The sequence below is a fragment of the Dyadobacter sp. CY347 genome (assembly GCF_021502655.1).
Taxonomy (GTDB): Bacteria; Bacteroidota; Bacteroidia; order Cytophagales; family Spirosomataceae; genus Dyadobacter.
Genome location: NZ_JAKFFT010000007.1, coordinates 126,996 through 149,771, shown reverse-complemented (window position 1 = coordinate 149,771; position 22,776 = coordinate 126,996). Strand labels below are relative to the sequence as shown.

Annotated in this window: 21 protein-coding genes; 12 read left to right on the top strand and 9 right to left on the bottom strand. The window is 45.3% G+C overall.

What is annotated here, in order from left to right; all coding sequences use genetic code 11:
* The first annotated feature begins 20 nt into the window (after positions 1–20).
* Genes nuoF through L0659_RS16370 form a run of 6 tightly spaced genes read left to right on the top strand, consistent with a single transcriptional unit; the run spans position 21 to position 6,298 of the window.
* Positions 21–1,361 (top strand): NADH-quinone oxidoreductase subunit NuoF, encoded by a 1,341-nt coding sequence (gene nuoF, locus L0659_RS16395; RefSeq protein ID WP_235127701.1) that lies wholly within the window; start codon positions 21–23, stop codon positions 1,359–1,361.
* Entirely contained in the window at positions 1,361–2,878 is a 1,518-nt protein-coding gene (locus L0659_RS16390; protein WP_235127700.1) for a hypothetical protein, read from the top strand. Before nuoF ends, L0659_RS16390 begins: the two co-directional genes overlap by 1 nt.
* 21 nt (positions 2,879–2,899) lie before the next feature.
* Positions 2,900–4,015: a 2Fe-2S iron-sulfur cluster-binding protein gene (locus L0659_RS16385; protein WP_235127699.1), complete on the top strand. Its 1,116-nt coding sequence runs from the start codon at positions 2,900–2,902 to the stop codon at positions 4,013–4,015.
* A gap of 42 nt (positions 4,016–4,057) precedes the next feature.
* Positions 4,058–5,137, top strand: coding sequence for an NADH-quinone oxidoreductase subunit NuoH (gene nuoH / locus L0659_RS16380; RefSeq protein ID WP_235127698.1), 1,080 nt, complete (start codon positions 4,058–4,060; stop codon positions 5,135–5,137).
* Between the two features lie 14 nt (positions 5,138–5,151).
* Entirely contained in the window at positions 5,152–5,745 is a 594-nt protein-coding gene (locus L0659_RS16375) for an NADH-quinone oxidoreductase subunit I (RefSeq protein WP_235127697.1), read from the top strand.
* A gap of 34 nt (positions 5,746–5,779) precedes the next feature.
* Positions 5,780–6,298 carry an NADH-quinone oxidoreductase subunit J gene (locus L0659_RS16370; protein WP_235127696.1) on the top strand — a complete coding sequence of 173 codons (519 nt, stop codon included), beginning with the start codon at positions 5,780–5,782 and terminating at the stop codon, positions 6,296–6,298.
* A gap of 210 nt (positions 6,299–6,508) precedes the next feature.
* Here L0659_RS16370 and gcvP read toward each other — a convergent pair whose 3' ends face one another.
* The 3 genes from gcvP to L0659_RS16355 form a co-directional block, all read right to left on the bottom strand.
* Positions 6,509–9,403, bottom strand: coding sequence for an aminomethyl-transferring glycine dehydrogenase (gene gcvP, locus L0659_RS16365; RefSeq protein ID WP_235127695.1), 2,895 nt, complete (start codon positions 9,401–9,403; stop codon positions 6,509–6,511).
* A 132-nt stretch (positions 9,404–9,535) separates the two neighbouring features.
* On the bottom strand, positions 9,536–9,742 hold the full coding sequence (locus L0659_RS16360) for a hypothetical protein (protein WP_235127694.1): 207 nt from the start codon (positions 9,740–9,742) through the stop codon (positions 9,536–9,538).
* Positions 9,743–9,836: 94 nt separating this feature from the next.
* On the bottom strand, positions 9,837–11,093 hold the full coding sequence (locus tag L0659_RS16355; RefSeq protein WP_235127693.1) for a metallophosphoesterase: 1,257 nt from the start codon (positions 11,091–11,093) through the stop codon (positions 9,837–9,839).
* 83 nt (positions 11,094–11,176) lie between these two features.
* On the opposite strand from L0659_RS16355, the gene L0659_RS16350 reads away from it, so the two are divergent.
* Positions 11,177–11,410, top strand: coding sequence for a hypothetical protein (locus L0659_RS16350; protein WP_235127692.1), 234 nt, complete (start codon positions 11,177–11,179; stop codon positions 11,408–11,410).
* Between the two features lie 12 nt (positions 11,411–11,422).
* Here the strand turns inward: L0659_RS16350 and L0659_RS16345 are convergent, their stop codons facing one another.
* On the bottom strand, positions 11,423–11,983 hold the full coding sequence (locus tag L0659_RS16345) for a YqgE/AlgH family protein (protein ID WP_235127691.1): 561 nt from the start codon (positions 11,981–11,983) through the stop codon (positions 11,423–11,425).
* A gap of 122 nt (positions 11,984–12,105) precedes the next feature.
* Between L0659_RS16345 and L0659_RS16340 the strand changes: the two genes are divergently transcribed.
* Positions 12,106–12,630, top strand: a complete 525-nt coding sequence (locus L0659_RS16340; RefSeq protein WP_235127690.1) for a gamma carbonic anhydrase family protein — start codon at positions 12,106–12,108, stop codon at positions 12,628–12,630.
* 3 nt (positions 12,631–12,633) lie between these two features.
* On the opposite strand, the gene L0659_RS16335 is transcribed toward L0659_RS16340, so the two are convergent.
* Both L0659_RS16335 and L0659_RS16330 read right to left on the bottom strand, forming a co-directional pair.
* Entirely contained in the window at positions 12,634–13,263 is a 630-nt protein-coding gene (locus L0659_RS16335) for a DedA family protein (RefSeq protein WP_235127689.1), read from the bottom strand.
* Between the two features lie 52 nt (positions 13,264–13,315).
* The gene (locus tag L0659_RS16330; protein ID WP_235127688.1) at positions 13,316–15,232 is read right to left on the bottom strand and encodes an ABC-F family ATP-binding cassette domain-containing protein; all 1,917 of its coding nucleotides are present in this window, start codon (positions 15,230–15,232) and stop codon (positions 13,316–13,318) included.
* A 138-nt stretch (positions 15,233–15,370) separates the two neighbouring features.
* Between L0659_RS16330 and L0659_RS16325 the strand changes: the two genes are divergently transcribed.
* The 3 genes from L0659_RS16325 to L0659_RS16315 all read left to right on the top strand — a co-directional run bounded on the left by L0659_RS16325 (position 15,371) and on the right by L0659_RS16315 (position 18,055).
* Positions 15,371–16,357, top strand: a complete 987-nt coding sequence (locus L0659_RS16325; protein ID WP_235127687.1) for a formylglycine-generating enzyme family protein — start codon at positions 15,371–15,373, stop codon at positions 16,355–16,357.
* Between the two features lie 30 nt (positions 16,358–16,387).
* Complete coding sequence (locus L0659_RS16320; RefSeq protein ID WP_235127686.1) at positions 16,388–17,734, top strand: Gfo/Idh/MocA family protein; 1,347 nt, start codon at positions 16,388–16,390, stop codon at positions 17,732–17,734.
* Positions 17,735–17,860: 126 nt separating this feature from the next.
* Entirely contained in the window at positions 17,861–18,055 is a 195-nt protein-coding gene (locus tag L0659_RS16315) for a hypothetical protein (RefSeq protein ID WP_235127685.1), read from the top strand.
* Here the strand turns inward: L0659_RS16315 and aroC are convergent.
* Positions 18,052–19,131: a chorismate synthase gene (gene aroC, locus L0659_RS16310; protein ID WP_235127684.1), complete on the bottom strand. Its 1,080-nt coding sequence runs from the start codon at positions 19,129–19,131 to the stop codon at positions 18,052–18,054. The genes L0659_RS16315 and aroC overlap by 4 nt on opposite strands.
* 6 nt (positions 19,132–19,137) lie before the next feature.
* Positions 19,138–20,433: a BatD family protein gene (locus tag L0659_RS16305; RefSeq protein WP_235127683.1), complete on the bottom strand. Its 1,296-nt coding sequence runs from the start codon at positions 20,431–20,433 to the stop codon at positions 19,138–19,140.
* Between the two features lie 213 nt (positions 20,434–20,646).
* On the opposite strand from L0659_RS16305, the gene L0659_RS16300 reads away from it, so the two are divergent.
* Positions 20,647–20,853, top strand: coding sequence for a hypothetical protein (locus tag L0659_RS16300; protein WP_082217338.1), 207 nt, complete (start codon positions 20,647–20,649; stop codon positions 20,851–20,853).
* A gap of 76 nt (positions 20,854–20,929) precedes the next feature.
* Here L0659_RS16300 and L0659_RS16295 read toward each other — a convergent pair whose 3' ends face one another.
* Positions 20,930–22,687 carry a tetratricopeptide repeat protein gene (locus L0659_RS16295; RefSeq protein ID WP_235127682.1) on the bottom strand — a complete coding sequence of 586 codons (1,758 nt, stop codon included), beginning with the start codon at positions 22,685–22,687 and terminating at the stop codon, positions 20,930–20,932.
* Positions 22,688–22,776: the final 89 nt, after the last annotated feature.

The window sequence follows — 22,776 nt, the reverse complement described above, 5'->3', positions numbered from 1 at the left end:
AAGCAGAAATTGATCCTCAAATGGCTATAAAAATCTTAACGGAACATATTAATACACCGGGCATCGAAACCTTCGACGTTTATCGTCAAAAGGGAGGATATACGGCCGTTGAAAAAGCAATAAAAACCATGACCCCGGAAGAGGTTGTGGAAGAAGCGAAAAAATCCGGTGTGCGCGGACGTGGCGGTGCGGGTTTTCCAATGGGCATGAAATGGGGCTTTTTGGCTAAGCCGGAAGGCGTTCCCCGTTATTTGGTGTGTAATGCGGATGAGTCCGAACCCGGAACATTCAAAGACCACCATTTGATGAAATGCATTCCGCATTTGCTGATCGAAGGAATGATCATTTCAAGCTTTGCCCTTGGTGCGAACAAGTCGTTTATCTACGTTCGCGGCGAGTTAATGTATGTGATCCGGATTTTGGAGCAGGCCATTGAGGAAGCAAAAGCGAAGGGATTTCTTGGAAAAAATATATTGGGAAGCGGTTACGATCTTGAACTGATCGTTCAGCCGGGCGGTGGCGCCTACATTTGCGGCGAAGAAACCGCACTTTTGGAATCACTTGAAGGAAAAAGAGGAAATCCAAGGAATAAACCGCCATTCCCTGCGGTAAAAGGTTTATATCAAAGTCCAACTGTGGTGAATAATGTGGAATCAATCTCCAACATGCCGTGGATCATTAACAATGGTGGTGATGCGTATGCAGCCATCGGCGTAGGCCGCAGCACGGGAACGAAGCTTATTTCTGCTTCGGGACACATTAACAAGCCCGGCGTTTATGAAATAGAGTTGGGTGTAAGTGTTGAAGAATTCCTGAATTCCGACGAATACTGCGGTGGCGTCAGAAAAGGGCACCATTTGAAGGCATTGGTTGCCGGAGGTTCTTCTGTTCCCATTTTGCCGGCTCATTTGATTATGAAAACCGCCAATGGCGAAGATCGTTTGATGAGCTATGAATCATTGTCGGACGGTGGATTTGCGACGGGAACCATGTTAGGTTCAGGTGGTTTTATTGTTTTTGATGAAACAGCTTGTATCGTTCGTAACACCTGGAATTTCTCCCGTTTTTATCACCACGAATCTTGCGGACAATGCAGCCCTTGCCGCGAAGGAACAGGCTGGATGGAAAAAGTGCTTCACCGCATTGAACACGGCCACGGAAGTATGCACGACATTGATCTGCTGGTTGATATATCCAAAAAAATAGAAGGTAACACCATTTGTCCATTGGGAGACGCCGCTGCCTGGCCAGTTGCCAGCGCGATCCGGCATTTCAGGGATGAATTCATGTGGCACATTACCAATCCACACGAAGCATCGCAGCCCGGCGCAGTTTATCAGGGCGAAATGGCATTAGTATAATGGAAATCAATAAATCGCTGATTTGGATCAGAGACAAGTCCTTCATGATCGCCTTGATCTTTGGACTGATCAGCGCATTCATACTGCTAATTATCAAATTTCAGGCATCCATCAGTTACCATCCCGACATTTCGGGGAGCGAAGGCAGCACAATTTTACCCATTCAGCTTCTGGTGTCCGGTAATGCATTGTATCTTGACCCTGAGGCGGCTCCGTTCCGGCTTTCTCAGTACACGCCGCTTTACTTTTCTATCGTTGCATTTTTTTGTAAAATCGTAGACTGGTCGGCTTTGGAAGTGCATAAAATGTATCTGGCGAGCCGCCTGTTTTCGAATATGTTTACGCTTGCAGCTGTGAGCACAGCAGGGATCTTTCTGTATAGGGCTACAAAAAAGCCCGTTGCAGCGCTCCTGGCGAGCATCTATATCTTTCACATTCTTAGTTTCTGGTTTCTGACTACATCCCGGCCAGACAGTTTGCTGATCCTGTTAACCTCTCTTTTTATCGTTTCGGTTTATAATGCATTAAAGGATACGGAAAACAGACTTTGGTGGTTTATAGCCATATTCATCGCCGTATCAGCATTTTTTGTCAAGCAAAGCGGCGCTATTCTTTCCATTTCACTCGGCCTTTTCTGGATCATTCGGCGGGAGTGGAAAACCTTGCTTATACTGACTGGCTTCGGAATAGCCGTTTTTGGGGCATATCTGCTGATTCTTCCTATCAACACAATTGAATTATTTTTTACCAACATTATAGGCGGTGTTGCCAATTCAGCGAGCTGGGGCTGGTTTTATGATTGGACATTACAACATTGGCTTCTGCAATTTGCGCCTTTGATCATAGCCAATGTAGTGGTAAGCGCTTATGTCATTTACTATCGGCCATCCGATTTTCAACTTTTTATAACCCTTTGCAGCTTCCTTGTTTTTCTGTTTTCAACGTCCACCGCTTTTAAGATTGGCGCAGGTGTAGGCTATTATCAGGATTATTTGCTCCTGGCGGTCGTCCAGATCACGTTGTTTTTCAGTGATCCGATCAATGCGAATCGATTTGACAGCGGCTTCCTGAGAGCGGCAGTTCCGATGTATCTGGTAATGGCGTTTATGCATTGCACACTGTTTGTTTTTATGAAATACAAATCAGTGATCCATTCCGGCTTTGAGCGTGCTTACATTGATGAGCGTAATGTCTCGGAATATTTATATAAAGAGAAAAACTTGAAACCGAAGGAGTGGGTTTATATTTGCGGCGGCAATCACATGGAAGGATATTTTCTGAATCATTTTTTTGTCAACAATGCGTTAATCCCTTTTCCGGACCTTGTTTATTTGGCAGATCTGAACGGAACCTTTCGCTTTGACAAATTTAAGAGCATGGTTAGGAGAAAGGATATTAAATATGTAATTTCATTGAAAGGGATTGTGCCCGTTAACATTCTCAATGTTGATTTTACAAACACTTTAAAATATAGCTCAACCGTGGGCCCGTATGACATTTACGAGGCCGACAAATAGCATAATGATATAATTTTTGGCATGGAAGAGACCAAACCTCAGTTAGTAAAAATTACATTCGACGGCATTGAAGTCGAGGTGGAACCGGGAACGACGATTATGCAGGCTGCGCGTAAGATTGCAGAAGCCGATGAAAGTCAGGCTGCGCTCGTGCCTCCTGCCATGTGTTTCTATAAGCCATTGACTGCATCTGGCGGTAAGTGTCGGGCATGTCTGGTGCGTGTGGCCCAAGGTTCTGCAAAAGATCCGAGGCCAATGCCGAAGCTCGTTCCCTCCTGCATCACCCAGGTCCAGGAAGGAATGGTTGTTGAAAATACAACAAATCAGGCCGTGCTGGATACGCGCAAAAGCATCGTTGAATTCCTGCTGATCAATCACCCGCTCGACTGCCCTATTTGCGATCAGGCCGGCGAATGTCATTTGCAGGATTTTGCATTTGAGCATGGCTCGGTAAAAACGCGTTATGAGGAAGACAGAAGGACTTTTGACAAAATAGACATTGGTCCATATGTGCAGCTGCACATGACACGCTGCATCCTTTGCTATCGTTGCGTTTACACGGCTGATCAGATTACCAACAAGCGTGTACACGGTGTAATGAACCGCGGCGATGCTTCTGAAATCAGCACTTACATTGAAAAAGCGATCGATAATGATTTCTCAGGAAATGTGATTGACGTGTGCCCGGTGGGAGCGCTTACCGACAAAACTTTCCGTTTCAAAAACCGTGTATGGTTTACCAAACCAGAAGACGCGCACCGCGATTGCGACAAATGCTGCGGTAAAACGACGGTTTGGTACAGAGGCGATGAAATTATCCGTGTTACAGCCCGCAAAAATACCTGGGGAGAAGTGAATGACTTCATTTGCAACACCTGCCGTTTTGAGAAGAAAAAAACAAGCGACTGGGTGCTGGAAGGCCCTACCAAAGTGAAACGCAGCTCTGTCATTTCAGCCAACAAATACCGCGCCAATCTTGTGAAGACACCTGATTTTGCCATAAAACTGGCGGACAGTTCTTACAAAAAAATTGATGATACGCGTCCGTTTGTGACTGACGAAGAAACGATCCGTCACCAAAGCATTGAAAACAACGACAAAGCAAATCACCGCTCATTGTTGGCAAAAAATAACTAGTTCAGCGGCATAACAGCCTGTTTTTAACCTTGTTTACAAAAAATGGATTTAACGGAGTTTCTCATTAAAACCGCAACAATATTCGTTGTTTTTGTTCTTACGCTGGTCATTGCCATGTACTCAACCTGGGGCGAGCGTAAAGTTGCCGGCTTTATCCAGGACAGGATGGGCCCTAACCGCGCAGGACCGGGCGGACTGTTACAACCGCTTGCTGACGCGGGTAAGATGTTTTTCAAAGAAGATTTTATTCCTGCGCTTGCTAACAAATGGCTTTTCATTGCAGGACCAAGTTTGGCGATGCTTACGGCTTTGCTTGCCAGCGCGGTTATTCCTTTTGGTAGCACTTTCCGGATCAATGGTCATGAAGTTGCTTTGCAAGGCGTCGAATCAAACATTGGTATTCTTTACGTTTTTGGTGTTGTGGCATTAGGCGTTTACGGCATTATGGTCGGCGGCTGGGCGTCCAATAACAAATTTTCGCTGCTTGGCGCGATCCGTGCGGCTTCGCAAAACATTAGTTATGAGGTTGCCATGGGACTTTCGCTGATTGCTATTCTGATGATGAGCAGCTCGCTTTCATTGGGTGAGATCGTGGCGCAGCAGCATGGTGGAAACTGGAATATTTTTTACCAGCCATTAGGCTTTATTATTTTCATCACCTGCTCATTCGCAGAGTGTAACCGTGTGCCTTTCGACCTTCCTGAGTGCGAAACTGAGCTTGTAGGCGGTTATCACACCGAGTATGGAAGTATGAAACTCGGCTTTTATTTGTTTGCCGAATACATTAACATGTTCATTTCTTCGGCCATTATCTCGGTTCTGTATTTTGGCGGATATAATTATCCCGGAATGGACTGGGTTTATTCGCAGCTTACGCAGGCTTTCGGAACCGAAACCGGGCATAATGCTGCCACGTTGATCGGAACGGCGGTATTTTTCGGAAAAGCATTGTTCTTCATCTTCTTTTACATGTGGGTACGTTGGACAATTCCAAGGTTCCGTTATGATCAGCTGATGAACCTGGGCTGGAAAAAACTGATCCCGCTTGCTATCTTTAATATTATAATCACCGGTGCTGCCGTGCTTTTCCTTAAGCCGCTGGTAACCGCGTGGTTGAATTAATAAAACACATTGCCATGCAACTGACAAATCGCTCTAAGCAAGTAAGCAATAAAGAAATGACGCTGATGGAACGCGCCTACTTGCCTGCTATTGCAACGGGTTTAGCGATCACCATTAAGCACTTTTTTGCGAAAAAAGTAACCATTCAATATCCGGAGGTTAAGCGTTATCTAGGCCCTGTTTTCCGTGGAAGACACATTCTCAAAAGGGACGAAGATGGTCGGGAACGCTGCACCGCTTGCGGTTTATGCGCCGTTGCTTGTCCGGCAGAAGCGATCCAGATTGTAGCGGCTGAGCGGGAAAAAGGCGAAGAAACGCTTTATCGCGAAGAGAAATATGCGGCAGTTTACGAAGTGAACATGCTCAGATGCATTTTCTGCGGACTTTGTGAAGAAGCCTGCCCAAAACAAGCCGTTTACTTACGTCACGACGAGTTCGTTCCTGTGTTTGCGGAACGTGATCAGGTGATTTGGGGAAAGGATCTTTTGGTGGAAGACATGAACAACAGATATACCCGCGAAGCCTGGACCAAGGAAGAAGCCCGCGCACTGGATCTGAAAAGGGCCAGCGGTGAAGTTACCAATGTTGTTCCGAGAGCCATTCCCTGAACACATTCATTGAGCATATCAGCTATTTAATTTTATGAATTCAGCTATTTCGTTTTTCTATTTCCTATCGTTCCTGACTGTCCTCAGCGCAGTAATGGTGGTTGTTTCACGCAACCCGATCCACAGTGTCCTTTATCTGATCCTGACATTCTTTACACTTTCAGGACATTATATTTTGTTGAATGCGCAGTTTCTGGCAGCGGTTAACATTATCGTTTACGCGGGTGCTATTATGGTTCTTTTCCTCTTTGTGATCATGTTCTTGAATATGAAGCAGGATAATGAGGAATCAAAAACCAATCTGACCAAAATTGCGGCCACTATTGTCGGCGGAACTGTATTTGTGATCTTGTTTGGCGCTTACCGCAAAAGCATTATCCCTGCATTTGATCCGCAGCAATTTGACTCTCAAATCGGGATGATTGAAAACCTGGGACACTTGCTGTTCCGTGATTATTTGCTTCCTTTTGAGCTGGTTTCAATCCTGCTTTTAGTAGCGATGGTGGGTGCAGTAATGCTGGGAAAAAGAGAGATTGGAGAGCGGCATTTTTAAGATCTTTGTTTTTTAATACATAAGAAAGGGAGATGCTCGATCGAGCATCTCCCTTTCTTCTTTTTAAGATCCCCAGGATAAATCCTGGGGCCAAGATATCTATCGCCGCTACGCGGCTTACTGGCAAGATGCCAGCCGGGTCACCGGCGACCCATATTTTTGCCCAGGATTTTAATCCTGGGAAAAGGGCTAGCTATTATCTATCGCTTCTTAATTAGCTTCAACTTCCGCATAAGCCTCGACCGGGATGCATGAGCAGATCAGGTTTCTGTCGCCGTAAGCGCTGTCAACGCGGCTTACGCTTGGCCAGAACTTATTGAAACGCAAATGCGGCAATGGGAACGCAGCTTTCTCGCGGCTGTAAGATCTGTTCCAGTTTTCGCTTAACAGTATTCTCGACGTATGTGGCGCATTTTTAAGCACATTATCCGTGCGGTCTGCTGTGCCATCCTGAATCTCCCGAATTTCATTTCTGATCGCGATCATTGTATCACAAAAACGATCCAGTTCCGCCTTCGATTCCGATTCCGTAGGTTCGATCATCAATGTTCCTGCAACAGGGAATGACAATGTAGGCGCGTGAAATCCATAATCCATCAAACGTTTCGCAAGATCTTCGGCTTCAACACCGGCCGCTTTAAACGATCGGCAATCCAGGATCATTTCGTGTGCGCAACGGCCGTTCGTGCCGGTGTAAAGCACATCATAATGTCCGCTCAGGCGTTCTTTAATATAGTTGGCATTCAGGATCGCGTATTTCGTTGCATTGGTGAGCCCAGCTTCTCCCATCATCGCAATGTATGCGTAGGAAATCGTCAGGATGCTGGCACTTCCATAAGGTGCGGCGGAAACGGCTCCTGCTTCACCAGTTGGCAAATGCTCCGGCTGCGTGCTGAAATTAACGTGACCAGGAAGGAAAGGCATCAAATGTTCCGCCACACCGATCGGGCCAACCCCTGGTCCGCCACCGCCATGAGGAATGCAGAACGTTTTGTGCAAATTCAAGTGACAAACGTCCGCGCCAATAGTTGCCGGACTGGTAAGCCCAACTTGTGCATTCATATTGGCACCATCCATATAAACCTGTCCGCCAAATGAGTGGATCATTTCGCAGATCTCAATAATGCTCTCCTCATACACGCCGTGCGTAGATGGATAAGTCACCATTAAGCAAGACAATTCATCTTTATATTGCTCTGCTTTGGCTCTCAGATCGGCTACATCAATGTTACCTCTTTCATCACATTTGGTAACCACCACTTTCATGCCCGCCATGACAGCCGATGCAGGGTTGGTTCCGTGGGCGGATGAAGGGATTAACGCAACATTCCGATGCACATCACCACGACTTTCATGATAAGCGCGGATCGCCATAAGACCTGCATATTCGCCCTGTGCACCTGAATTGGGTTGGAATGACATCGCTGCAAATCCGGTAATTTCACAAAGCCAGATATTAAGCTCACTCACAAGCTGTGCATAACCTCCTACCTGATTGGTGGGAGCGAACGGGTGGATCGCGCCGAACTCCGGCCAGGTCAACGGGATCATTTCAGCGGTTGCATTCAGTTTCATTGTGCAACTGCCCAGTGAAATCATGGAATGAACCAATGATAAGTCTTTGTTTTCCAGCGATTTCAGATAACGCAGCATTTCGTGCTCAGTATGGTGCGTGTTGAAAACGGGATGTGTCAGATATTCGGATGTGCGGGCAAGGTTTGACGGAAGATCCAGTTCAAGTTCTTCATCAATCACCATTTCACCCTGGAAGCCGGAAACTTCTGCAAACACATTCAAGAGTGAGATTACATCATCAAAAGTTTTCGCCTCATCGAATGAAACCGAAACACTTTCTTCACCATTGTATTTGAGGTTAATGCCCCATTTAACAGCAGTTTCTCTCAGCTTTCTGGTCAGGCCGGTTTTAACTGTCACCGTATCAAAGTAATGCTCCGTTACGACCTCGTAATGGAACTGTTTGATTGTGTCAACAAAAAGCTTGGTAAGCCCGTGAACGCGTGCGGCAATGTTCTTAATGCCTTCGGGTCCGTGATAAACAGAGTAAGCACCTGCAATAACTGCCAGAAGAACCTGCGCAGTACAAATGTTAGAGGTTGCTTTTTCCCTGCGGATATGTTGCTCCCGAGTCTGCAAGGCCATGCGCAATGCACGATTGCCCTCCGTATCCACCGAAACACCGATAATCCTGCCCGGGATATTTCTTTTAAATGAATCTTTTGTTGCAAAATAAGCCGCGTGCGGGCCGCCGTAACCCATAGGAACGCCAAATCGCTGCGAAGAACCCACAACCACATCGGCTCCCATTTCACCGGGCGATTTCAACAATGTTAATGCCAGCAGATCAGCAGCCACAGCCACAGAAAGGCCTTGCTCATGTGCAGAAGCGATAAAATCTGTATAATCAATGACTTCTCCGTTGGTCGCAGGATATTGAACCAGCACACCATAAAGATTTTCATCCGTAAGATCCACGGTTGCGTGGTTTCCTACTATGATGTCAATGCCGATAGGCTTCGCCCTGGTGTGAACGAGATCAATGGTTTGCGGATGACAAAGCTCCGAGACGAAGAATGTGTTCGCTTTTTTCCTGGAAGATGGACGCAGGCTGTAAAGCATGGTCATGGCCTCAGCCGCAGCCGTTGCCTCATCCAGCAAAGAAGCATTTGCAATCTGCATGCCCGTCAGGTCTGTAATGACGGTTTGGAAATTAAGCAGCATTTCAAGTCTGCCCTGCGCGATCTCGGCTTGGTAAGGCGTGTAAGCTGTGTACCAGGCCGGGTTTTCCAGAATATTCCGGAGAATCACATTCGGCGTAATGGTGTCGTAATATCCTGTTCCAATGTATGATTTCAGAACAGCATTTTTACTTGCTATTTTCCGGATGCCCTGCAAAAATTCCTGCTCGGTTTTCGGTCTTGGCAAGTTCAATGGCTTCTGCAATCTGATGGCCGGGGGAAGTGTCTGGTCAATCAATTCATCCAGTGATGCGGCTCCGATCGTGCTCAGCATTTCCTGCAATTCCTGCGCATCTTTACCGTGGTGACGGTTTTCAAATTTATCCTGGTTCCGAAGATTAATTTTCATTCAACTTGGGCTGACAATGTCAATATTAGATGGTTTTTAAAGGACAAAAGTAAGCAAATCCAATCGAATCTTTTAGAGAATGATGGCCCTGCTTACTCTTGATTATATGCAAATTTTGATGCAATTCGAATGTCAGTGATTGGGACAGCCGCAATCTGTTTTCCGCTTGAATATTCCGAGGAATTTCTTGGATTTCGGCTTTTTGTAACCCTTAAATTTCTTCTTTTTCCCGAAGAGCTCTTTCTTCACATGCTCCGGTTTTGCACTAGCCGTGTTTACACCAGATATTCCGCAAATCAATGCGAGCACGAGAAATAGGGAAGCAAATTTTGTCATCATATTCATTTTTTAGGATTACAGAACCTTATATACTCAACGTATTTGGGCTGTTATCCTGTATAACTGATCCAACCCAATTACAAGTTCCCTAATCTTACGCCCTAACCAACTCAATGATAGCGATTTCAGGCAAAATACCCACACGGCCCGGATAACCCAGATAACCAAAACCCCGATTTACATACAAATGCTGGTCATTTTCAGTGTATAATCCTGCCCATTGCTTGTATCTGTATTGTACCGGGCTCCATTTTAATCCTGCGATCTCCACACCAAACTGCATTCCGTGCGTATGACCGGCCAAGGCAAGGTCGATGTCCTTATATTTTGGTAATACCTGCGCCTGCCAATGGCTGGGATCGTGCGAAAGCAATATTTTTACAGGGAAATCCTCCGTATGCTGGTAAGCTTTTTCAAGGTTTCCATATTTTGCAAAATTCCCTGCGCCCCAATTCTGAATGCCGATTAGCCCGATTTCCTCGCCATCGACACGGATCGCCCGGTTTTCATCCAGCATCAAATTCCAGCCGAGCAATTGATGTGCTTTTCTCAGGTCCGCCAGATTGCTTTGCTTGGCATCAATGCTTGGCCACTGGAAATAATCTCCATAATCGTGATTACCTAAAACCGAATGCACACCCAGCGGAGCTTTTACTTTATTAAAAATATCAATGTACTCACGCACTTCCAGCGCACGGTCATTCACAAGGTCGCCGGTGAAAAATGCGATATCCGGCTTTTCCTTCATCAACATTTCAACACCTCCTTTTACAGCCGTTTTATTAAAAAAGCTTCCTGAATGTATATCAGATAATTGCGCGATTTTGATCCCGTCAAATGCTTTGGGAAGATTTTTTAGCGGAATGCGGACGCGGCGGATGCGGTAATCGTGTGCTCCCGAAATGATTCCGTAAGCAAATGTTCCCATAAGCCCGGCTCCCGCCACCATGGCCGTGGTTGCCAGAAATTGGGAACGCGGAATGGCCGGCTCGCCTGTTGCCGGTGAAACTGGTGCTGCGGATCGAAAGAAAAAACTTGCTACCCATTGCAAAAAGCGCCGAATGTCGTCCAGGAACAAAAGGAAAACAGCCAGCAGCTTGGATAAATAGGGAATTGCAATGAAGGCAACAATGAATGTGCGCGTGGTGCTTTTGAGCGAATCAGGCGGAAGGAGCTGCATAATAATGTATGCTCCTAATGTTAATGCAGTGAAAACCCAGTAAACCGAGCCGATCCAGCGTTGTGTCAGCGGCGTTAAATTCCGGATCGCAAAGCGCAATCCCTGCCACACGTACCAATCAATTGCAAAGAGAACGACGGTTAGAAATATAAAAAAGAATGTCCTGTTCATTTGGGGTGATAATGATCATATTTCTCGTAACACCGCGCAGGATTTTCTCGTTCGACCACATTTCGTAATTTTGAAACAACTAAATGAAACAAATTATGCCGGAATTCGATTTTAAGCGATTTCACATCCGTTCCATGAATGCAGGCTCGGACGAGGAGCGAGCGCAGCTCAACCAGGAATTGAAAGATTTGTATGCTTCTCTTTCTGAGGAAGATAAATTAACATTCAACGAACAATTGCAGAAATTCCTGGCCCGGGAAGTCAGCAGGATCAAGTCGGATTACGAATCCGTCCACGGGCTCGACCGGCCCAACTGATCAATTTCGGGCTTAGTTAAGGCGCGGATCGATAGGATAATGGGCGATGGACCGGTATTCGCCGCCCATATTACGCAGGATCTCGCGCCAGAAATTTTCTGGTGGAGTTGTAAAAAGAAATTCAGAATCAGTGCTTGAGACGATCCATGAATCCTGCTTCAATTCCTCATCTAGCTGACCGCCGCTCCATCCGGAGTAACCGATAAAGAACCGGATATCATCTGGATGAAAAGTATTAAGGTTCAAAAGCATTTTTACCTTATCAAAATCACCGCCCCAAAAGACGTTCGGCATGATTTCCGCCCCGCCAGAAACCAGGTCGGGACGCCTGTGAATGAAATGCAGTGTGTTCTTCTCCACAGGACCGCCCAGATGCAAAGCAATGTCCTGATAAATGGTCTCGTCGAGCACATCGCCCAGGAAGAGATCCGTAATCTGGTTCAAAACAAAGCCAAAACTGCCCTGCTCGTTGTGTTCGCACATCAAAATGACACCTCTTTCAAAATTGGGATCTCCCAAGAACGGTTTGGCAATTAACAGACTTCCTTTTGAAATTTTCATGGCTGATGGCATAGTGAGTTATGGCTTTAATGATCAAAAACGTAATATATTTAATTTTTAGCAACAATTTTGTGGCATTTAACAAAAGGAATTAATCGTTTACCTATTTTAGACCAAATCGAAAAAAGAAAGATATGCCGTATATAAAATCTGTGCGAGGCTTTAATCCAGCATTTGGGGAAAATTGCTGGCTTGCCGAAAACGCAACTGTTGTCGGGGATGTGGTGATGGGCAGTAATTGTACGGTTTGGTTCAATGCTGTGGTCCGGGGTGATGTGAACAGCATTCGCATTGGCAATTATTCCAATATCCAGGATGGAGCTGTGATTCACTGCACTTATCAGCGTTTTGCGACAACAATTGGCAGTTATGTGTCCGTTGCCCACAACGCAATTGTACACGGTTGCACCATTGAAGATCACGTGCTCATTGGCATGGGCGCTATTGTAATGGATGGGGCGGTGATTGGGACAGGATCCATTGTTGCTGCCGGCGCCATTGTTACGCAGGGGACAAAAGTCCCACCGGGGACTATTTACGCGGGTAACCCGGCAAAATACCTGAAAGACGTTTCAACAGAACTAAACGCCGCCATAGACCGGACGGCCAATAATTACATTACTTACTCGGGCTGGTTTCGGGAAGAGGAAGAAAAATGAGCATTAACCCATTTCCTTTCTGGCATTCAGATATCCTTTAATTACGGTGAATGTGGTGATAGCCAGGAAGAAAAGAATGATGTATTGCACGTAATCGACAATCCACGGAAAACGTTCGCCGAACAAAAAACCTCCGCCGGTTAATGTGCCGATCCAGATGGCGCCGCCTGCAACATTGTTGATCATAAATGCAGGAAGCGTCATTTTGACAAGGCCAGCCAGAATAGGCGCAAATGTGCGGACGATCGGCAGGAACCGACTGATAATCAATGTCCTACTGCCATATTTATCAAAGTATTTACGCGTAGTTTCAATGTGTTTCTTCTTAAAAAAGAAAGAATCCGGCCGGTTCTCGAACATATCACCAAAGTATTTTCCAAAAATATATCCGACCAGCGAGCCCACTACTGCGGCTGTAAACAAACACAACAGCAAAATTCCGATCGGAACAGTCAGTATGCCGGTCCCACAGAAAACGCCGGCCAGGAAAACCAGGTAATCGCCGGGCAGGAAAAACGCAAAGAACAGCCCGTTTTCAGCAAACACAATAAACGTAATGACCAGCAGACCGCCTGTGCGGATCAGTTCTTCGGAATTAAGGATATATTGAAAAAACTCGGTGATTGAATTCATAATGCGGATTTAAACGGGCTAATCGGAACAGAGGATCACAATGCTGCCAAATTTAAGCATTTTCAGATAGTTCAAGCCAGCGCATCTCCTTATCCGCCTGACTTTCGGTCAATTCCTCGATTTGCTTAGACCATTGTGCTAATTCTGCATGCGAGCCGCCATCGTGCAGCTTGGTAACCAGAACGGCCTTTTGTTCTTCCATCTTGGCAATGTCAGTTTCCAACTGTTCCATTTCCTTCTGCTCCTTATAACTCAGCTTGCGCTTCGGCGCGGCCGGCGCAACGGGAGCTGTCACAACCGGAGTGGCCGTTTCCTTTACCGGCTGGATCACGTGCGTTGTGTTGCTTTTGCCCGCATTAGCATTGTTTCCGGAGGCTTTTTTCTCTGCTTCCTGCTCGTCCTGATATTCGCGCAGCTCTGTATAATTTCCTGGAAAATCACTGATCTTACCTTCGCCTTCAAATACAAAAATGTGTTGTACCAGCCTGTCAAGGAAGTATCTATCGTGGGAAACAATCACCAAACACCCTGGGAAATTCAATAAGAACTCTTCCAGCACATTCAAACTCGCAATGTCCAGGTCATTTGTTGGCTCATCGAGGATCAGGAAGTTGGGTTGTTTGATCAATATTAGAAGCAGCTGCAACCTCCTCTTCTCGCCACCGCTCAGTTTGGAAATGAAATCATATTGTTTGGAAGGTGAAAACAGGAAAGCCTGCAACAAATGTCCCACAGTAACCGTCTCGCCGGTTCCCAATTGAACAACTTCTGCCACATCCTTAACAATGTCAATTACCCTTTGATTTTCATTAAAAACAAGGTCAGACTGCTTATAGTAACCAAACTGAACCGTTTCACCTTTCACGATCTGGCCTTTATCCGGCATTAATTCGCCCGTGATCATGTTCAGGAGCGTCGACTTGCCCATCCCATTCTGACCAACGATTCCAATGCGGTCACCTTTCCGGAATGTATATTCGAAGTTTTTGATCAATTGTCTCTCACCAAAACCTTTGCTCACATTTTCCAGCTCAATGATCTTGCTGCCCAGCCTTGAAGTGCGGACATTCAGTTCCATTTGTGTATCGAACTTCTTCTGGCTTGCCTTTTCCTTCAATTCTTCAAATGCATCCACACGATATTTCGCCTTGGTCCCACGCGCTTTGGGCTGACGTCGGATCCAGTCAAGTTCCTTGCGCATTAAGTTGCGCGCCTTATCAATGCCCGCAGCCTCCATTTCTTCTCTTTCCGCCTTTTTTTCGAGAAAGTAAGTGTAGTTTCCTTTATATGGATATGCTGAGCCGTGATCCAGTTCGAGCATTTGATTACAAACCGTGTCCAGGAAATACCGGTCATGGGTTACAACCAGCAATGTTGTATTGGATGTGTTCAGGTAATTTTCCAACCATTCCACCGTATCCAGATCCAAATGGTTGGTAGGCTCATCCAGGATTAATAAATCCGGATCTTCCAGCAAAACTTTGGCCATTGCCACGCGTTTGCGCTGCCCGCCGGATAATGTTCCGAAAAGATTCTCCGTATGATGAATGCCAAGCCGTCCCAGGATTTCCTTGGTCCGATATTCAAAATCCCAGGCATTGAACTTGTCCATATCCTCCATCACTTCGGCAAGCTCGTCGTGGTTGTCGGTTTCAATGGCATGCTCGTAGCGCTTAACAACTTGCGCCACAGGATTGTTGGAAGAAAAAATCACGTCAATCACCGAAAGGCTTTCATCAAAAGCCGGGCTTTGATCCAGGTAACCCACCCGAATGTCTTTCCGAATGCTTACTTCTCCTTCATCTGCCGGAATTTTACCCGTCAGAATGTTTAGAAAAGTGGTCTTTCCTGTTCCGTTCGTTCCGATGAGCGCAACCTTATCGCCCCTGCTGATTCCGAAATTGATGTTTTTAAAAAGCCACTGATCGCCAAATGACTTTGCTATATTTTCTGCTGAAAGGTAATTCATGATCCAAAGTAAAATTCAATTCCTACAAAGGTAGGACAGATCTCAAACAACAAAGAAAAAATTCGTTTTGAAAGGGTAAATAGCATAATATTGCTCTTTATATTTAGTTATATGGTTCCATAGAACACATTTTAAATCATGTCCAAGCAATTTTTATTCCTATTCTCAACCGTTCTCATTTGTTTTAACGCAGCAGCACAAGACGCCAATTTTAAGAATTACACCCAAAAAATAGGAGGCAGCCCGCAAGTTTATGATATGGTCGCAATTCCCGGCGGCGAGTTCCTGATGGGAAGCCCTGATTCTGAAAAAGGCCGCAGACCAGATGAAGGCCCTCAGCACAAAGTGAAGATCGAGCCCTTCTGGATGGGCAAAACCGAAGTGAATTGGGATATATATGATCTTTACGCTTTTAAAAATATGGAAAAGGAAATGGCAGCACGCCACCCTGATCCTGACAAAAGCGTTCAGAAAACAGATGCCAGCACCCGTCCAAGCCCTCCTTATGTAGATATGTCTTTTGGTATGGGAAGATCGGGTTATCCTGCGATCAACATGACACAATATGCAGCCATTCATTTTTGCAAATGGCTTTATGAGAAAACCGGTATTTTTTACAGGTTACCCACTGAGGCTGAATGGGAATACGCCTGCCGCGCAGGTTCCAAAACAGCGTATTCATTTGGCGCCGACGAATCAAAATTAGATGAATATGCATGGCACCGTAAGAACAGTGATGCAGCTTATAAAAAGATTGGCTTGAAGAAACCGAATGCATTCGGTTTGCACGATATGCATGGAAATGTGATGGAATGGACACTGGATCAGTACATTCCGGATTATTATGCCAAACAGCCTGCCGGAGAAAAATTTGCACCGGTTACTGAGCTTTATCCAACGGCCGTTCGTGGCGGATCGTGGGACGATGAGCCTGCCGACTTGCGCAGCGCTGCCCGCACGCCTTCAAAACCGGAATGGAAAGTTCTGGATCCGCAGCTTCCGAAAAGCGAATGGTGGATGACCAGTGCATCATTTGTTGGTTTCAGGGTGGTTAGGCCGGTTAAACAACCTTCTCAGGAAGAAATTAATGCGTATTACAACCCAAAATTGATTGAAGATTATTGAGATCATATTAAACTCTTAACATAAAAAGTAATGGAACAAAATAGACGTGATTTTCTAAAAGCAACCGGCCTATTTGCAGCCGGCGGTGCAATGCTGAATCCGGTTCGCGGATATGGCTTTAACAGTGCTGTGGATGAGACGATTAAAGTCGCTCTGATTGGTTGTGGCGGAAGAGGAACAGGTGCAGCGGCACAAGCATTGAGCACAACGCAGAATGTGCAGATCGTTGCGATGGCAGATGCTTTTAAGGACCGTCTGGATGAATCATACAAAAACCTGACTGCCAAAAAATACAAGAACGCGGCCGGAACGGTGGTGGACACAAAAATGAAAGTGGATGTGCCGGATGATCGCAAGTTCGTAGGCTTTGATGCATTCAAAAAAGCCATTGCATTGAAAGATGTGGATGTGGTGATTTTGGCAACGCCTCCCGGGTTCCGTCCTTCACATTTTGAAGAGGCTGTAAAAAATAACAAGCATATTTTCATGGAAAAACCGGTTGCAACCGATGCGCCCGGAATTCGTAAAGTGCTTGAAATTGCAGAAGAAGCTAAGAAAAAGAAATTGAATGTGGTTGTGGGTCTGCAACGTCACTATCAGGCAAATTATCTGGCTGCGATCAAACGCATTCATGATGGAGCCATTGGTGATATCGTTGGTGGACAGGTTTACTGGGTTGGAAGCAGCCCGTGGATGAAAGAACGCCAGCCAAACCAAACTGAAATGGAATACCAAATGAGAAACTGGTATTATTTCAACTGGCTTTGCGGTGACCACATTTCGGAGCAGCACGTGCATAACATTGACGTGGCTAACTGGGTGAAAAAAGGCTATCCTGTTTCAATCCAGGGAACCGGCGGTCGTGAAGTAAGAACCGGAAAAGCATATGGAGAGATTTTCGATCACCATACATTGGATCTGGTTTATGCAGATGGAACCGTTATTTCAAGCCAATGCCGTCAGTTTGAAGGCACATGGAATAAGGTTGATGAGGCTTTTGTAGGAACCAAAGGACGCATCGACAGTTTCGATGGCAAGAAAACCATTTTGAAAGATTACAAAGGCGGCGTGATTTATCAGCACGACGATAAAGGCGATAAAAACCCATATCAGGTTGAACACGACGAATTGTTTGCTGCCATCGCGAAAGGCGAATATAAATTTGCTGACGCAGAAAACGGCGCAAAAAGTACAATGACTGCCATTATGGGCCGTATGGCGACTTATTCGGGCAAGATGATCAAGTGGGACGAGGCGTTCAATTCAGATATCAATTTGTTCCCGGACAAACTGGCCTGGGATGCTTCTCCAAAAATCCTTCCGGGTCCTGACGGACTTTATCCGGTCGCGGTTCCTGGTAAGACGCAGGTTATTTAAGTTAATATGCAGTAAAAAAGGGCTCCTAGGAGCCCTTTTTTGTTTGTAAGTTGTGATAGAATTTCTAAATTGGAGTAGGAATGCCCATTTTGATGGAATTCTAATGTTGTACCAACGATATCATCAGTGAAACTTAGCCTGAGAAACGCTGTGCTCATTCTGCTAACCGGCATGTTTTTGCTTGCGGTTGGTGCTTCACTTAGATCAGATCAACCCAAATTCAGCAACCCCGTTATCCTTACCGCCCTGGCCATCGAATTCCTGGGAACAATCTGGCTCGTTTTAAGCCTGAATCAAAGGCGTAAACGCAACAAAATCTAAACTTTGCTGGACCGGTTACGAAGGTAAAAGTCGGCCAGAACCAGCGCAGCCATCGCCTCTACAATAGGAACGGCCCGCGGGACAACACAAGGATCATGACGCCCTTTCCCCTGCACAATTGCAACGTCCCCATGCTGATCAATGCTCTCCTGATCCTGCATAATCGTTGCCACCGGCTTGAATGCTACGCGGAAATAAATGTCTTCGCCATTTGAAATCCCTCCCTGCACACCACCAGAATGGTTTGTACGCGTATGTACTTTTTCTTCGTCATCTATATAAAACGCATCATTATGCTGCGAGCCGAGCAATGCCACACCGTCAAAACCGCTGCCATACTCGAACCCTTTTACTGCATTAATGCTTAGCATGGCCTTTCCCATTTCAGCATGCAGCTTGTCAAATACAGGCTCGCCCCAGCCAGCCGGAACGCCTGTAATGACGCAGTTCACCACGCCACCCACAGAATCTCCCTGCTTTCTTACTGAGTCAATATAATCAAACATATGCTGCGCCATTTCCGGATCCGGACAGCGCACAGCATTGCTTTCAGTCAATGATAGATCAAGCTCCTGATAAGATTTTTCAAGCTTCAATGTTCCAACCTGTGAAACGTAAGATTGAATGTTCACGCCCAGATCGGCTAAAAGCAGCTTCGCCAATGCGCCGGCAGCAACTCTTGCAGCTGTCTCCCGTGCCGAACTTCGTCCGCCGCCCCGGTAATCGCGAACGCCATATTTTACCTGATAAGTGTAATCCGCATGTGAGGGACGGAACTGGGCAGCAATGTGTGAATAATCCTTGCTGCGCTGATCTTCGTTCCTGATGATCAATGCAATGGGTGTTCCTGTTGTTTTGCCTTCAAAAACCCCTGATAGCACTTCGAATTCGTCTGCTTCCTTGCGTTGCGTTGTGATCCTCGACTGGCCTGGCTTACGCCTTGTCAATTCGCTTTGAATGAAATCAGAGTCGAAATTTACGCCCGCCGGGCATCCTTCTATAATCACACCGATTCCGGCTCCGTGCGATTCACCAAATGTGGCTATTTTGAAAATCTTACCGTATGTACTTCCCATCAAATTTTACTTTCTGAATACCCAGACCATTGCAATCAGCAAAAGAATGACAATGCCGTTGGTGGTGTCTTTGAAAATTTTCTTATAATTTATTGAATCCTTGCTGCTGTCCAGGCTTTCCAGGTTATCGTATAAGCCAGAAGAAGCACTTAATGATAAATTGGCCAACTTATAGTCTTCCCCTTTAACTGAAAGCATTTTTGTTGAACGCAGCGTGTCATATTTTGATTTTCCTGAATTGAAATACACCCATTGAAAATACCTTCCTAAAGGAAACTCACCATCTTTTCTGGGCACAACAAAGTAATCGAAAGTTTTCTCCCCAACCACACTTTGATAACTTCTTTTAATGATCTGACTGACTTCCGGCGGATAAATATCAAATGTTGAATTAGATTGAATTGTTGGTGCAGGAATGGCTGCAATGTTGCCGACACCTTCTACCTTAAACATATAACGCACACTCTCACCGGGATAAACCAGGCTGCTGGATAAATTTTCCTTCAAAGCATACTGCCCAACTGCGACCTGATCCCGAAGCGGATGGTCCGGCAATTGTCGCACATTAATCGTTGCTTTGTTTGACCTGAATGCTCTGATCACTTTTCGCTCCACATTCACGGCCTTGCTGTTGTCAATTACAAGCATTTGAAGCGCAATGGATGGAAAAATGATGTCTTCCGTGGTGATCGGAAACAAACGCGCCTGATACATGTTATATTCCGTATAACGACGGCCTCTTATGTTGATACGGCGTTTGACAATTTCCTCAATGCCCACATTCTCCTCCCAGCAGTTCGCCGGCCGCAATTGTTTCAGGATGGATTGGAGTTGTTCATTGAACCGGTAAAATTCCATTTGCACCGGCGCATTTTCAGCAATGTATAGTGAAATGCGTAATGCAAAACCCTCCCGGATGAAGACTGCCTTTTTATCGGTCTGCACGGACAGGAAAATGCCATCGCCCGTATCTTCCACATCTGTTTCAAAAGTCGGGCTTACACCCACAGAAACGGCCCCTCCCGAGCTTGCTGACTGCGAAAAGACAACCATTGTCTCTTCGGATTTCAGTTTCAGGCTATTTACTGTAATGAAAAATTCCGGGATGAGGTAATTTCCAGGCTTGGCAGCAAAATATTCCTGTGTAATGGTTTGTATCACCACTTTCTTCCCATCGACCGTACTAATGGCGCTGGTTGCCGACTTGCTTCTTTTTTCCAAACCATTGATCTCAGGAAAAATCACGGCGGGACGCGTTTCTGCATCGCGTAATACAACAGATATGAGGAAGGGTTGATCCAATGATAAATTTTTGGATCCTAGTTCGATAGTAGAGGCGTCATTAATGCTCTGGGCCAGAAGCGTACCAGAAAAACACAAAATAATATTTAATAACGCATATAATTTCATTAATTATTTTCGTTAACTTTATTAGGAATTGCCGCTCTCAGATGTGTTAAGCTTGATTCTGATACCAATTATTCACGTCCCTAAACCACAAAACTACATAATACTATGGCCTCGATGCTTGAATACATAAAAATTATTCTGCAAAAAGTTAGCTTCGACCGCAGATTGTTTGAAAAAGAACTTCGAAAAGCAATCCGTATGTTGATGCCCGCTGAGGTGAGAAGGTTAAGACAATGGTGTTACGATAACTACGGAACGATACATTTACCAGTACTTAATACTTGCTTTGCACGCCTATCTTCATTAGGCTAGATCTTTTTTGAATTTTTATAACGAAAGAAGCCGCCTGGATATCCAGGCGGCTTCTTTCGTTATGACACCAACCCAATTATTTTTTCTTCGGTGTGGCAGCAGTCTTTGTTTTAGCACCAGCTTTCGCGCCAGCCGCAGGCTGTGTTTCCGCTGTTGGTGTCGCAAGACCCAATGCTTCTTTGGCCGATACGTTATCCGGATCCACCTTCAACAGCTTCTCCCAATATTCCTTCGATTTTGCTTCATCTTTCAATGTAGTCTGCGCATGGAATGCCAGGTAACCATAAGCTAATTTCAGGTAAGACTTGTATTTGCTTGGATCTGGATCCTTTTCAGCAAGTTCAGTCAATTTCAAATAGTATGGCTGAGAAATTCCTTTGTCAACGTTTTCCTGTCTGTCATATGCATTGTAAAGCGTACTTGCTCTCCAATAGTATCCATATGGCCATTCTGGAAGCTTTTGAGTCACTGTTGCAAATATTGAATCTGCTTTCAGGAACAAAGCACGTCTTTCCATAGAGATCTGCGCGCTGTCTGCATAATTAGAGTCTGCCGCAGTTGGAAGCACTTTTGCAGTTGCCATCTGGAAATTAGACAATCCAGTGTAGTAGTAGTCGTTAGCACTTGCTTTTGCAGTATCCAATGCGATACCTTTTTCAAAAGTCGCAGCTGCATTAGGGAAATCCTTTGCAGCATAGTACAATGCAGCTACCTCTTTGTAAGCTGTTGCAGCTTCGGCTTTGCTTGTATCCATGTCAGCACCTTTCAAGATGTAAGCAACACCAGTTGAATCATATCCTGATCCGTCGGCTACTTTCTGATTGTAAGCACGACCAAGATATTTGTAATCGTCACCAATCACTTTATCAGGAGCAATTTTGATGAATTCTGTCAAATTCTGGATAGCTTCGTCAGGCTTGTTGGTCTTGAAGTTAGACCAGCCATACATACGCAACGTGATCGGGTTATTTATTTTCCCTTTGATCTCGTCAAGCAATTGCAGCGACTTTGCATAATCATCTGCTGTAAATGCAAACTGAGCAGCACGCAATTTCATTTCAGGATCGGTAGTTCCGCTTTTCTGAATAAACATGTCGAAGTTCTCAGCAGCTTGTTTGTATTTCTGAGCTAAGAAGTATAATTCCGCAAGGTCTTTATAAGCAGGGGCGAAGTTAGGATCTGCCTCGATCGCCTTCTTATAGTTTTCAAGCGCCAGGTTATAGTTTTTACCACGCAGATAAATCTGACCAATGGCATTGTGAGCAGTTGCGTAGTTTGGTTTAGCTGTTAAAGCATACTCATATGCAGTTACAGCGGCACCACCTTCGTTACGTAACATTAATGCATCGCCTTTTGCAAGATAAGCGTCAGCAAGATTTTTGTCTCTCTTAACCGCTTCGTCCAACAATCTGATCGCCTCAGCTGGATCGTTGTTCTTCTCAAAAAGCGTGTAAGCCTCTCCTATTCTGAAAAGCACTTCAGCATCTTTCTTCTTTTTCTTTTCAGCTTCGTCGAACAGTTCCTTCGCTTTTGCTTTTTCTCCTTTTGCAAGAGCCACTGTTCCTTGTCCTACTTTGTTCAAATAGGATTTATCGTCCAGTGTCAAACCTTTATCAAACGCCTTTTGCGCTTCGTCAAGTTGATTGGTTTTTATATAATAATAACCAAGGTAATATTGGTTATCAGCAGAAGGCGTGGTCTCTGCGAGTTTTTTGAATAAGTCGCCCGCTTCATTGTAACGTTCCCCGTTGATCAATGCCAAGCCGTCCTGCGTCGTTTGTGCGTGTAAATTAACAAACGCTAATAAACCAATTACCAGTGCTACTAATTTCATTCTCATGTTTCTGTTCATTTTTTACCCGGTTAAAATAATGATAAAAAATTTGGCTTTCCAATAACAAGTCCCAAATCTTAAGTTGTATT